The sequence below is a fragment of the Stenotrophomonas sp. genome, assembly GCF_032061965.1.
In the GTDB taxonomy this organism is placed as follows: domain Bacteria; phylum Pseudomonadota; class Gammaproteobacteria; order Xanthomonadales; family Xanthomonadaceae; genus Stenotrophomonas.
The window spans coordinates 1-13,385 of sequence record NZ_DAMBEF010000068.1; the positions used below are offsets into that span (position 1 = coordinate 1).

Here is a 13,385-nt window from a genome sequence, read left to right on the forward strand (position 1 = left end):
CGACCACTGGTAGTCCGCGCCCGGGCGCACGTTGCGGTACAGGTCCGGCACGGTTTCGATGTTGTGGTTGAACACGTCCGGCGGGTTCTGCGCCAGGATTTCCAGCGCGCGCTCCATGCGGCCCTTGCCACGGAAGTCCGGGGTCAGCACTTCGATGCGGGTCTTGGGCGACTTTTCGCGGATGGCGGTGATGCAGTCGACGAAGTGCTGGGCACCGCCGTCGCGCAGGTCATCGCGGTCGACGCTGGTCACCACCACGTACTTCAGGCCCATGTCGGCCACGGTCTGGCCGAGGCTGGCCGGCTCATTGGCGTCCGGCGGCTTGGGCCGGCCGTGGGCCACGTCGCAGAACGAGCAGCGACGGGTGCAAACCTCGCCCAGGATCATGAAGGTGGCGGTGCCGTGGCCGAAGCATTCGTGGATGTTCGGGCAGCTGGCTTCCTCGCACACTGTCACCAGGCGGTTCTCGCGCAGCTTGGCCTTCAGGTTGGCCACGGCATTGCCCGAAGGAATGCGCACGCGGATCCAGGAGGGCTTGCGCAGCACCGGCACATCGGCAAACTGCACCGGCGAACGGTTGATCTTGTCGCCGCCGATCTGCTTGACGCCGGCCTGCAACGGCGCGGACGGGGTATCGCCCTGCAGTACCTGCAGGGGAATGGAGCGCGTGGTGGATTCAGTCATGGCGTTATCAACGGCCTCAGAGCCGCGTAGTCAGATCGGGCAGTTCGGGCGTCGGCTGCAAGGCCAGGCCGAACTGCTGGGCCAGATGGGACAGCAGCACCGACTTGACCGCTTCGGTACCCGAAGGACCGCCCAAGTCTAACACCGAGGTCACCTGCAGCCCCGCGTAACCGCAGGGGTTGATGCGGTGGAAGGGTTCAAGGTCCAGCGACACGTTGAAGGCCAGGCCGTGGAAGCTGCAACCACGTCGCACGCGGATACCCAGCGCAGCGATCTTGGCACCGCCCACGTAGACACCGGGCGCGCCCTCCAGGCGTTCGGCGCCGATGTTCCACTCGTCCAGCGTATCGATGATGGCCTGCTCGATGCGGCACACGTAGTCGCGCACGCCAATGCCGAGCCGGCGCAGGTCCAACAGCGGGTACACCACGATCTGGCCGGGCCCGTGATAGGTCACCTGGCCGCCACGGTCCACATGCAGTACCGGGATATCGCCCGGTGCCAGCACATGCTCATCCTTGCCAGCCTGGCCAAGGGTGAACACCGGGTCATGCTCCACCACCCACAGTTCATCGGTGCTGGCATCGTCGCGTGCATCCGTGAAGCGCTGCATCGCGTGCCAGACCGGCTCATAGCCTTGCCGGCCCAGGTCACGCAACACGGCCGGGCGCAGCTTGGTGCGTACCGCCGGAGCCGGACAGGTGTTTACAGCGTCCACTTCACTTCCGGATGGTCACGCAGCGCCGCGTGGGCCGCGTCGTACTGCTCGCGGCTGTCGGCCTTGAAGGCGATGCGCACCGAGACGTACTTGCCGTTGGAGGAATGCTTCCAGGCGATGCGCTCGTTGAGCACTTCCACGCCGGCGCTCTGCAGCAGCTCCGGCAGCTCGCGTTCCAGGCCGATATTGGCCGAGCCCATGGCGCTCAGCTCGAAGGTACCGGGGAATTGGAAGCCGTGTTCAGGGTTGTCGGACTTGATTTCCATGCCCGTCATTATCGGGGCGAAAGCGCCCAAACCCAAGGCCATGGCCGATCCACAGCCTTCTATGAACGTAGGCCTCAGCCCCCCTCCCCGGCAATGCCAGTCCCTGTAGTGCCGAGCCATGCTCGGCAGAGGCCTTACCGGGCAAATCTCATGCCGAGCATGGCTCGGCACTACAGGTGCGTGGCTCTGGCCCTGCGGAAACCAGAAGGGCCGCTTGCGCGGCCCTTCCAAGGGATGAATCCGGCTTACTTGGACAGTTCCAGCAGGGTGGATGACACCCAGCCACGGTTGCCCAGCTCATCCTCCACTTCCCACATCACGCCTTCCTTGGTGCCGGTGGGGTACAGCATCATGCCCGGATCCAGGGAACGCACCGGCGCACCGGTACCGCGGGCGTTGGCCAGCAAACGGCCGGCACGGGTCACCGTGACCGCCTGCTGCGAGTTGGCGGCCGACGCATTCTCCGGCAGGCCACCCAACTGGGCGATGATGTCGGTATAGGCCTGCAGATAGGCCATGGTGATCACCTGGCCGATTTCGGTATTGGCATAGCCGCCAACACCGGCTGCGCCCAGGCCGCTACCGCCGAACAGGCCACCGCTGGCACCGAAGCCCATGTCGCTCTTGCGGGCCGAACCTTCGGAGATCGCCACCTGCTCGGACGAGCGCACATCGGTCACCGTCAACACCACATCAGCGGTCTTGCTGGTGAAGTTCAGGCCACCCACCACCGCACCGGCACGGCCACCGATCAGGCCCCCGAGCAGGCCACCAATGGCATTGCCACCAGCATTGCTGTTCTGCGAGATCAGATCAGGAATCATCACGTAGTCAGCGGCTCTGATCTGGCCCTTGCCTACGTTGGAACGACCACGCAGGTCGCCACTGGCTGCCAGTTCACGCTCGAACTGGCCTGCGGCCATGCCGGCGCCACGATCGACCAGCGTGAAGCAGCGCGAACGGTTGACGAAGGCCTTGATCAGGCGTGAGGGTGCCGGCAGCTGCTGCCCGGTCCACCAGTGGGTGGCGTCTTCGGGCTCGATCACTGACAAGGTGCCGATCGGACGTTGGCAGACCGGGATCTGCGCTGCTGCTTCCTTGCGCTGTTCCTGTGCCTGGGTACCGCGATTCTTGAAAGCGGCGTGTGCCGGCGCACTGGCGACGGTTGCAGCCACAGCCACGGTGAGAGCCGCTGCGGTGAGCGGTGAAAAGATATTACGCATCTACGTTTATCCCCATTACCTGCACCTTCCGAGGTGCGTTCCTTTGGCTTAGAGACCTTGCGGCAAGATCCTGTCCTTCAACTACCGAGCAGGCGAGCGCGGGCCGGTCCCTGCGAATGCTACCGCACCGCACCTAGGGGAAGCACCATGGTTTTGTGAGGGAAACCCCTATATCAACCAAGGGTATTCCCTACAAATCCAAAATCAGGCCGCCGGGCCCTTGCCCGGCAACCTGAATATGCCCGTTTACGCCGATTCCACCGCGGCAGCCGGAACCCAGCCCTTGTTGCCCATTTCGTCCTCCACTTCGAGCATGCTGCCCTCCGTGGACCCGGTGGGGAACAGCAACATGCCGGTCTTCAACTCGGCCACGGCCTGGGATTGGCTGTTGGCACCTGCCAACAATCGGGCTACGCGACGAAGCACCAAGGTGCCGCCACGCGCCAGTTGCTCCACCCCACCGGCTTTTGCCACGCCAGCGCCTGGTGCACCCGCAACCGGCGCGGGAATCGGCGCCGCGATCTCGGTGTCTGCCGGAACCACGTCCGGGGCTACCGCCGCCGGCACTTCCGGGGCCAGCGTTGTCACCGCGGCGACAACGGCAGGCGTGACCGGGGCCGGCGATGCGACCGGCACCGGCGCCGCACTTGCCAGCACCGCCTGCGGAGCAGGCTCGGTCTGCAGCCCACCGCCGCGTCGGTTGATCTGGCTGACCATGCGCGAGAACGCCTCTTCGTAGGCCTCCTTGATCACCTGCCCGATCTCGGTATTTTCCCAGCTACCGGCATTTAGTCTGGCCTGGCCCTGGACGTTGGACGCAGCCACCGCAGCTGCCCACGCCTTGTCGGTGATCTTTGCCTCGCCACTGACACTGACAACCTGCTCGGAGGTACGAACATCGACCAGCGTCAGCACCACTTCCGCCGTCTGCTTCTGGGTGGACAGCTTGCCCGAAACACCCAGCGTGGCGACGTTGAGCAGCCCGCCCATCAGGCCACGCTTCTGCGGCGTGGATGCACTGCCGCCAACATTCATGCCGCCCGCATTGGCGTTCTGCGACACGATATCGGGGATCAGGACATAGTCAGCGCCACGCATCTGGCCGGCGCCCAGGTTCTGATCGGCGCGCAGATGACCATCACTGGCCAACTCGCGTTCGGCCTGCGCAGCGGCAAAGCCCACGCCGCGATCCAGCACGGTAAAGCACTTCGAATCGTTGACCATCACACGCAGCATGCGCGTGGGTGCCGGCAGGCCATAAGTCGCCCATGCCCCCATGCCGTCGTCCGGCTCGACAATGCGTAGCGAACCCGTGTTGCCTTGGCACTTGCCGCCAAGCAGGTTGGTCAGATTGCTGATGAACGCATGGCTGGGCGCACTGAACGTAGTTACAGCGACAGCCAACGCCGCCGCCCACACCGTGGGCCGCTGATTCGAATTACTCATGTTTTCCCCCTGTAACGCTTCCGTGCCGGTAGCGAGCTGGTTCCTGATTTGACGGTGATCGGATCCAGCGCGAATAAGAATTCACGTCAAAATCATATAAGTGAATACGGAGGTTATCTGTATCTGAAGTGCTGACGCAACCTTACAAACTATCCGCGTCGCGCTCTTACGTTTATGCATTGCCAATCATTTGATGTGAAAAACCACCGCCACGACGACAACAAACTGTCCGCTTTGTAGCGATAGGCCACCGCGTTGCTGGCATCTAAGCTTGCTGCCTATATTGGATGGCACGGGATCAACACATGAAGATCGGGTTGGGGGTGTGCTTGCTGGTGGCCTCCGGTGCTGCGGCGACACAGGCATTTGCTGCCGAGCAGTGCGCGCAGAGCGCGTTGAAGGATCACCCCCCTGCCATCAATTTCCGCGTCGACAACGACATGTTTGGCGGGCACAAACAGGACCAGGGTTACACCAATGGCGCGATGTTCACCTTGGTCTCGCCCAACCTGCAGGACTTCACCGATGACCCTTGCCTGCCCCGGCTTGCGCGCTGGGTGAACCGTCATCTGGAAAAACTGCATCCCGGTGAGTTCGAACAGCAGAACATGATCTTCAGCCTTGGCCAGGGCTTGTATACGCCCACCGACAACACCCGTAGCGACCTGATCAGGGACGACCGCCCGTATGCGGCAGCGTTGATGGTCAACTTTGGCTACAACGCGCGTAACGGCAACCAGCTGCGTACCACCCAGCTTGCCGTGGGCATGGTGGGCCCTTCGGCACAGGGCAAGCAGGTACAGGACGCCGTCCACGATGCGCTGGGTGATGACAAATTCATGGGCTGGGACAACCAGTTGCATGACGAGCCGGTATTCAAGCTGCTGCATGAGCGCATGCAGCGTTGGCCCGCCGTCGGCAACGATGACGGCTGGGGCTGGGACGCGATCAGTCACTGGGGCGGCGCGATCGGCAACCTGGCGACGTATGCCAACGTCGGCGGCGAAGTGCGTTTTGGCTGGAAGCTGCCTGACGACTTCGGCAGTTCGCCCATGCGACCGGCGGGTGAGAACACTGCGCCCACCCGCCGCGGACGTGCGGAAGGCTGGTCCAGCCATGTATTCGTGACCAGCGACGCGCGCTGGGTAGTGCGTGACATCACCCTGGATGGCAATACCTTCCGCAACAGTCACAGCGTGGACAAACGTTCGTTCGTCGGCGACATCGGCTATGGCGTGGCGGTGATGCGCGGCAAATGGAAGTTCGCCCTGGCCCGTTATCACCGCAGCCGGGAATTTGACGGACAAAAGGAGACTCCGGTGTTCGGCAGCTTCACGATCAGCCGCACGCTGTGATCGCATTGGACTGTTCCTGCATGGCGCAGCATGTTGGGAGCTGAAGCAAAAAGCGCCCTCACCCCAACCCCTCTCCCGTAAACGGGAGAGGGGCTCACATCACGTCGATGGCTAGTCCATTAGCCCCTCTCCCGTTTACGGGAGACGGGTTGGGGTGAGGGCGCTCCGGCTTTTACGCTCCGGCTTTTGCCCTTCAGCTTTCGACTTGTCCGGCCTCTTTTCCGCAGCGACGACACCCATCAAGTCGAAAGCCCGAGCCCCTACCCAACCCTCCCCTTGCCTACGGCAAAGGGAGGGGGCCGAGCTCAGGTTGCATGGTGACGGAGCAGAACTGCGCTTCGCGCAGGCAAACAAAAACGGCGTCACCGTATCCCATCGACCTTATCCCCGGTCGACAGGACACCGTAACGCCGCTCGGCTTTTCAGCCTTTGAAAGCCCTTATTCGGACTTCCACCACATCATGAAGGCGTCCCATAGGCGCTTGAAGAAACCACCTTCTTCCACCGCCTGCACCGCAACCAGCGGCGCCTCGGCAACCACCTTGCCATCCAGCGACACCTTGACCGTACCGATCGCCTGACCGGCAGTGATCGGCGCAACCAACTGCTTGGGCACGTCCATCGACGGCTTCAGATCGTTGTAACGGCCGCGCGGCACGCTCACCAGCATTGGCTGCGCCACGCCCAACTGCACCTCATCGGCCTTGCCCTTCCACACGTGCTGCGTGGTCACGGTCTTGCCCGGTTCGTACAGACGGTGGGTCTCGAAGAAACGGAAGCCCCAGTTCAACAGCGCCAGGCTGTCGTCAGCACGCTGCTTCTCCGACGCACCGCCCATCAGCACCGCGATCAAACGCTGGTCGCCGCGCTGGGCCGAGCTCAGCAGGCAGTAACCGGCAGCCGAGGTGTGGCCAGTCTTGATGCCGTCCACGCTCTGGTCCCGCCACAACAGCAGATTGCGGTTGGGCTGGGTGATCTTGCCTACGGTAAATTCCTTGATCTTGTTGTAGGCGTAGGTTTCCGGGTAGTCGCGCACGAAAGCGCGGCCCAGCAGCGCCAGATCATAGGCGCTGGACTGATGGCCCTCGGCATTCAGGCCATGCGCATTGACGAAATGCGAGTCCTTCATGCCGATCTTGGCGGCATAGCTGTTCATCAGCGCAGCAAAGGCTTCCTGGCTGCCGGCCGCATGTTCGGCCAGGGCGATGGCGGCGTCGTTGCCCGACTGGATCGCCATGCCCTTTTCCATGTCTTCCAGACGTGCGGTCTGGTTGACCGGGAAGCCGCTATAGCTGCCGTCGGTGCCTGCGCCGCCTTCGCGCCAGGCGCGTTCGCTCATCATCACCTGGTCGTCAGGCTTGATCTTGCCGGTCTTCATTTCCGCGGCAAGCACGTAGGAGGTCATTACCTTGGTGATGCTGGCCGGCGGCACCGGCAGATGGATGTTCTCGCCCGCCAGCACCTGGCCAGTGGCGTAATCCATCAACACCCAAGCGGTGGCCGTGGTCGGCACCGGAGCCGGCGGGGTCGCGACCTGGGCCGGGGCAGCAGCGGCTGCGGGAGCGGGAACCGGCGTCGGGGTCGGCGTCTGGGCGGATGCCAGGCCGACGGCAAGCGTCGTGGCCAGGGCGGCGGCGGCAAAACGGAATTTCATCGGAAAACGGTTCCTGATGGACGAGGAAAGGGAAGACAGGCGGGCATTGTAGGCCGCTGGCGACATGCCAGCGGCGCTGGTGTTGTTCAGTCGCGTACGACCTGGGGCATGCCAAAACCCAGACCTGCAATGCGACCGGCAAGTTCCGCCGCAGTCGCATGGTCGTTGGCCGGTACACGCAGGCGCCACAGGGTGCGGCCACCACTGACGATGTCGCTCAGGCTGGCGCCGGCAATACCGGCCGATGCCAACTGGCCAAGTGCTTTGGCTGCATTGTCACGGCTGGAGAAACTGGCCACCTGCAGCAGGATGCCACCCAACGTACGCGGGGTGGGTGCAGCTTGTGCATCCGGGTTGCTGACAGCTGCAAGCGTCGTTGCCGGGCCTGCCGCCGCCATCGGCGACAGCCGGGGGGCGGCCACCGGAGCAGGCACAGCCGGACGGGACGCGGCCGCCGTTGTGGTCGCCGCAAGGGCCTGCACCGCCACCGGCGCGGGGTTGGCGGCAGCGCCCGCGGTCGTCGCCGGACGCCCCGTAGCCACACGCACCCCGTTGTCCTTCATCCAGGTCTCGAAATGGTCGGCCGAGGCAGCTACCGGACGCGCAGGTTGCGCTGCAAGCGGCGGCGTCGCGGCAGGCGGCAGTTTCTCCACCAGTTGATCCATGCGGCTTGGCGCCACGGGCGCGCTGGAGCGAACAGCAGCGGTCGGCGCTGACACAGCGGCCACCGTGGCTGCCCGCGCACGCGCGTTGGCGCGTTCGCCACGGCCGCGGCTGCCGCCCGAGGCCAGCATGTTTTCACTGCCCGGGCTGAGCCCGCGCACTTCCACCCGGCCGGTGCCACGCTGGGTGATGCCCAGGCGCACTGCGGCCGCGTAGCTGAGGTCGATCACCCGGCCGTCATGGAACGGGCCACGGTCGTTGACGCGGACGATGATCGACTCGCCGTTGTCCAGATTGGTCACGCGCGCAAAGCTCGGCAACGGCAGCGTCTTGTGCGCGGCAGTGAAGGCGTACATGTCGTACACCTCGCGGTTGGAGGTGAGGCGGCCGTGGAATTTCTGGCCGTAATACGACGCCGTGCCCTGCTCCACATAATCATCAACCCGGTCCATCACCCGGTATTGCTTGCCCAGCACCACATAGGGTGACCTGTTACCGACCGCCGAACGTGGCTCATTGGTCACCAACGGCTCGGGGATGCAACGCACGTTGGGGATGTACGTGGGGGTGCTGTCATTGACCCCAGGCTTGTACAAGCCGCCGGCCGTGTAGTGGCCGCGCGTGGACAGATCTTCCTGCGCCCGGGCGTAGGGCGAGCCGCCTTCCGGGCAATCGCCGCGTGCCGTGCCCGTCGTGGGCGCCGGCACCACCCTGCCCGCCTGGCTGCCGCCACCGCTCGCGGCGGGTGCGGATTTCTTCGGTGCACTGCTACAGGCGGCCAGCCCGAGCACCATAATCGCAGGGACCAGCCACTTGATATTCATGCCGGGGGAAGCTCCTTGCCGGCGATGGCCTGGGACAGCTGGAACACGGCCATCGCGTACATTTTGGAGATGTTGTAGCGGGTGATCGCGTAGTAATTCTGGAAGCCCAGCCAATACTGTTTGCCGTCACTGCCTTCCAGGGTCACCGGGGTGGCCTTGGCGTTGAGCGCCTGCACCGGGGTCACCGGTTGATAACCACGTGCTGCCAGTTCGGTCACCGTCAGGCTCGGGGTCCAGTCGGTGGGATTGAACTCCTCGAAGCCGGCCTGCAACCTTGCCGGCACCGCGACGGTACCGCCACGCACCCAACCGCCCTTCTTCACGAAGTAATTGGCAATCGACGAAAACACATCGTCATAGCTGTTGAACAGGTCGCGGCGGCCATCGCCATTGCCGTCAACGGCGTAATCCAGATAGCTCGAAGGCATGAACTGGCCCATGCCCATCGCGCCGGCATAGCTGCCCTTGAGCGTGGTGATGTCCAGCTTCTCCAACTTGCCCAGTTCGAACAGCTTGGCCAGTTCGTCGCGGAAGAACAGCTCGCGTCGGACTTCGCGCTCCAGCTTGGCCGGGTCGCCACTACGCGGATACTTGAAGGCCAGGGTGTACAGCGCATCCAGCACGCGGTGGTTGCCGGCATTACGGCCGTAGCTGGTTTCCACGCCGATGATCGACACGATCACTTCGGCGGGCACGCCGGTGCGTTCCTGCACGCGCGTCAACTCATCGCGATGCTCGGCCAGGAAGGCGCGACCACCGTCGATGCGTGCCTGGGTGATGAACATTGGCCGGTACTCGTTCCACGGCTTCACCCGCTCAGCCGGGCGCGACATGGCAGCGATGATCGGATCACGGATCTGTGCCTGCGCCAGCGTCGCTTCGATCTGTGCCGGGGCAATGCCGTAACGGGCAGCGGTGTCGCGGACAAAATTGGCGCGCGCGGTCTCGAACGGCACCGGGGTCAGGTCCACCGGCGGCAGGTCCACCTTGGCCTCAGGCACCGCTTCCGCGGGGCCGGTGGTGGGTGCAGTGCCAGGCTTGACCGGGGTTTCGGCCGGTGCGACAGGCGATACGGGGGACTTCGGCTGGGTTGCGCAGGCAACCATGCCGAGGGTGAGACAACAAACCAGGGCGCGTCTAATCATCGGGCGAGATTAGCAGGTCAAAGATGAATTTCCCGCAATAACACCATGAATCACAAGAAGATTGAAGCGAAAAATACACTTCGGCGGTGAGCTGATCCCGGCACCCTCTTCGATTCTGCAAATGAATACGGCCAGCGCCGGTGGCGTCCAGTGGCTGCAGCACCACTGAAGGCGAAGTGGAGCGCCGGCCATCCTCCCATCCCGCGAAGATGACCGGCACCCGGATCAGCCCCGGGGATTGGACTGGCATCTCCCCACGCCAGTCCACCGAATGCCAACCTGCCGGTCCCCCCGTGAGAGGCCGGCTGTCACGGCGCGGTGGCTGCCAGTGACGGGCACAGTGTGAACGACTTGTGAAACTCTGTGTTTGATCTGGATCAAGACTCGGACTATTGACCGGCGCTTATCCGCCATGCACCGGCCGGTGCGCGCGCACTGCCATCACCAGGCCAAAGCCGGCCAGCAGGGACACCGCCGAGGTGCCGCCGTAGCTGATCAGCGGCATCGGCACACCCACCACCGGCAGCAGGCCGGAAATCATGCCGCCGTTGACCAGGATGTAGACGAAGAATGCCAACCCGGTGGCGCCGGCCAGCAGCCGCGAGTAGGTGTCGCGCGAGTCCACCGCAATCCACAGGCAGCGGCCGATCACGAACAGGTACAACGCCAGCACCACGGCCACGCCGACCCAGCCGTATTCCTCGCTGAGTACCGAGAAGGCGAAGTCGGTGGTCTGTTCGGGGATGAAGTTCAAATGGGACTGCGAACCCAGCCCCCAACCCTTGCCGGTGAAGCCACCGGAACCGATGGCGATTTTCGACTGGATGATGTTCCAGCCCGCGCCCAGCGCATCGCTCTCCGGGTCCAGGAACATCATGATGCGGTCCTTCTGATAAGGCCGCAGCAGCCAGAACCAGGCCACTGGCGCGGCGGCGGCAACACCGCCCACGCCCACGCCCACCCACCACCACGGCAGGCCAGCCAGCAGCAGCACGAAGGCACCGCTGGCGGCAATCAGCACGCCGGTACCGAAGTCCGGCTGCAGCATCACCAGGCCGGTCGGTACACCGATGATCACTGCCGCCACCAGCACCACCGGGATGCGCGGCGGCAAGGGCATGCGGTTGAGATACCAGGCCACCATCATTGGCAGGCTCACCTTCAACAGCTCGGCCGGCTGCAGGTAGAACAAGCCCAGGTTCAACCATTGCCGGCCGTACTTGCCGGTGCCCAGCACGAATACCGCCAACAACGGCAGCATCGAGATCGCATAGATCATCGGCGTCCAGGCGCGGATGCGCAGGATCGACACCCGCGCGATCGCCCACATCGCCACCAGGCCAACGGCAAAACGCGCGCCCTGCGCCATCACCAGGCCACTGCCACCGGCACTGTCCAGCACCGACAGGCCAATGCCCATCAGCACCAGCAGCGCGCACAGCAACGGCCAGTCCAGGCCGCGGGTCAGCCGCTGGCCCATCTCCAAGGCCCAGCGCAGGAAGTCCCTCATCGACGTGCCTCCGTTGGCGTTGCTGCCGGTGCGGCCGGACGGACCGTTGCCGGAGCAGCACCGGGCTGCGCTTCGGGCGCGGGCTGCGGCGGCGCCCCGGGCTGCGGCGCCGGCGTGCCGACCATCACCGGCAGCTCGGCAAATTGCGGCGCGACCTGCTCACCGCGGGCACGCCAGCTGGCGTCTTCGGTATCGAAGGTGGCCACGCCCACCACCACGGTGCCGCGCTCGGCATCCAGCGGTTGCAGGCCTTCGGGCATCACCCCGAGCATCCAGGCATCAAACACCTTGCGCGCGATCGGCGCGGCCGCCGAGCCACCGTAACCGCCGCCTTCCACCGCAATGGCAATGGCGATGACCGGATCTTCGGCCGGCGCGAAACCGACGAACAGCGCGCGGTGGCGCAGGTGCATCGGCAGGCTCTTGGGATTCAACGCCGCCGTGCCCTTGCGGCTGATCACCTGCGCGGTACCGGTCTTGCCGGCCATGCGATAGGCCGCGCCGGATGCCACGCGCCAACCGCTGCCGCCGGGCTGCATGGTGCCCATCATGCCCTCGCGCACCGCCTGCAGATTGGCGGGATTCGGGCTGATCGGGCGACTGGCCGGCTGCGGCGTGGGCGCCCAGTCATGGTCAAAACCCGCGCGCTGTTCCATCACCAGGTGCGGGGTACGCAATTGCCCGGTTGCCAGACCACCCACCCCACGCACCAACTGCAGCGGCGTGACTTTCCATAGGCCCTGGCCAATGCTGGCATTGACCATGTCGCCCGGGTACCAGCGCTCCTTGCGCAGCTTGGCCTTGGCCGCCGGCGACGGCAGGATGCCGCCGATCTCGCCAGCCAGGTCGATACCGGTCGGCTGGCCAAAGCCATAGCGCCCGCCCATGTACTCGTCGTAGCGCTCCACGCCCATGTCGACGCCGAGCTGGTAGTAATAGGTGTTCACCGATTGCGAGATGGATTTGCGCAGGTCGGTCCAGCCATGGCCGCCACGGTTGGCATCGCCCCAGCCACGGCTGACACCGGGCAGGTAGAACATGCCGCGCGAAAGGATCTTGTCCTCGGGCCGGCGCAGGCCGCTATCCAGACCGGCCAGGCCAAGGAAGGGCTTCACCGTCGAACCCGGCGCCACGCCGCCCAACACCAGGCGGTTGAACTGCGGTCGCGAGGGATTTTCGTTGAGGGCCTTGAAGTCGGCATGCGAGATGCCGTTGACGAACAGATTGGGGTCGTAGGACGGCAGGCTGACCATGGCCAGGATCTCGCCGGTGCGCGGATCAATCGCCACCGCCGAGCCTTCCTGCTCGCCAAAGGCCGCCACCATGGCCCGCTGCAGGTCGGCGTCGATGGACAGTCGCAGGTCGGTACCCGACTGCGCCGGTACGCGGCCCACGGTACGGATGGCGCGGCCCTGCACATTGGTCTCGACCTGCTCATAGCCGATCCTTCCGCGCAGTTGGGTCTCGTAGTAGCGCTCCAGGCCTGACTTGCCGATATGGGTAAGCGCGGCATTGCCCTCGCCCAGCTCTTCCAGGTCCTTGTCATCGACCCGGCCGACATAGCCGATGATGTGGCCGAACAGATCGCCATAGGGATAGCGACGGGTCAGGTAAGGCTCAAGCTCGACACCCGGATAGCGCCAGCGGTCCACGGCAAAACGTGCCATTTCGTCGTCGCTGACCCGCAGTTTCAAGGTCACCGGCATGAAGCTGCGGCGGGCCTTGCGCGACTGTTTGAAACGCTCGATATCTTCTTCGCTGAGCGAGAAGATCTTCTGCAGGCCAGCCAGCGTCGCGTCCATGTCCTGGACCTTGTCGGCGGTCACATCCAGGCGGAATGCCGGCACGTTCTCGGCCAGCAGGCGGCCGTTGCGGTCGTAGATCAGGCCGCGCCCGG

Annotated in this window: 11 protein-coding genes; 1 reads left to right on the top strand and 10 read right to left on the bottom strand. The window is 64.6% G+C overall.

Annotated elements, in window-relative coordinates:
* The 5 genes from RT460_RS18705 to RT460_RS18725 form a co-directional block, all read right to left on the bottom strand.
* Window positions 1-684: lipoyl synthase (locus RT460_RS18705; RefSeq protein WP_313321217.1), on the bottom strand; the 684-nt coding region annotated here is incomplete at its 3' end.
* Window positions 685-700: 16 nt separating this feature from the next.
* The gene (gene lipB, locus RT460_RS18710; RefSeq protein WP_313321219.1) at window positions 701-1,402 is read right to left on the bottom strand and encodes a lipoyl(octanoyl) transferase LipB; all 702 of its coding nucleotides are present in this window, start codon (window positions 1,400-1,402) and stop codon (window positions 701-703) included.
* A complete protein-coding gene (locus RT460_RS18715; RefSeq protein WP_313321221.1) occupies window positions 1,390-1,668 on the bottom strand; it encodes a DUF493 family protein in 279 nt (92 codons plus the stop codon). The genes lipB and RT460_RS18715 overlap by 13 nt, the downstream gene beginning before the upstream one ends.
* Before the next feature lie 245 nt (window positions 1,669-1,913).
* Entirely contained in the window at window positions 1,914-2,891 is a 978-nt protein-coding gene (locus RT460_RS18720; protein WP_313321223.1) for a CsgG/HfaB family protein, read from the bottom strand.
* A 246-nt stretch (window positions 2,892-3,137) separates the two neighbouring features.
* Window positions 3,138-4,337, bottom strand: coding sequence for a CsgG/HfaB family protein (locus RT460_RS18725; protein ID WP_313321225.1), 1,200 nt, complete (start codon window positions 4,335-4,337; stop codon window positions 3,138-3,140).
* A 305-nt stretch (window positions 4,338-4,642) separates the two neighbouring features.
* Here RT460_RS18725 and RT460_RS18730 point away from each other — a divergent pair, with 305 nt between their 5' ends.
* Window positions 4,643-5,692, top strand: a complete 1,050-nt coding sequence (locus RT460_RS18730) for a lipid A deacylase LpxR family protein (RefSeq protein WP_313321227.1) — start codon at window positions 4,643-4,645, stop codon at window positions 5,690-5,692.
* A 439-nt stretch (window positions 5,693-6,131) separates the two neighbouring features.
* Here RT460_RS18730 and RT460_RS18735 read toward each other — a convergent pair whose 3' ends face one another.
* From RT460_RS18735 to mrdA, 5 genes are all read right to left on the bottom strand, one after another.
* A complete protein-coding gene (locus RT460_RS18735; RefSeq protein ID WP_313321228.1) occupies window positions 6,132-7,346 on the bottom strand; it encodes a D-alanyl-D-alanine carboxypeptidase family protein in 1,215 nt (404 codons plus the stop codon).
* Window positions 7,347-7,432: 86 nt separating this feature from the next.
* Window positions 7,433-8,833 (bottom strand): septal ring lytic transglycosylase RlpA family protein, encoded by a 1,401-nt coding sequence (locus RT460_RS18740; RefSeq protein ID WP_313321230.1) that lies wholly within the window; start codon window positions 8,831-8,833, stop codon window positions 7,433-7,435.
* Window positions 8,830-9,978, bottom strand: a complete 1,149-nt coding sequence (gene mltB, locus RT460_RS18745; protein ID WP_313321232.1) for a lytic murein transglycosylase B — start codon at window positions 9,976-9,978, stop codon at window positions 8,830-8,832. Before mltB ends, RT460_RS18740 begins: the two co-directional genes overlap by 4 nt.
* 403 nt (window positions 9,979-10,381) lie before the next feature.
* Window positions 10,382-11,488, bottom strand: a complete 1,107-nt coding sequence (rodA, locus tag RT460_RS18750; RefSeq protein ID WP_313321234.1) for a rod shape-determining protein RodA — start codon at window positions 11,486-11,488, stop codon at window positions 10,382-10,384.
* Window positions 11,485-13,385 (bottom strand): penicillin-binding protein 2 (gene mrdA, locus RT460_RS18755; RefSeq protein WP_313321236.1); only part of this gene is annotated, 1,901 nt, incomplete at its 5' end. The genes rodA and mrdA, both read right to left, overlap by 4 nt.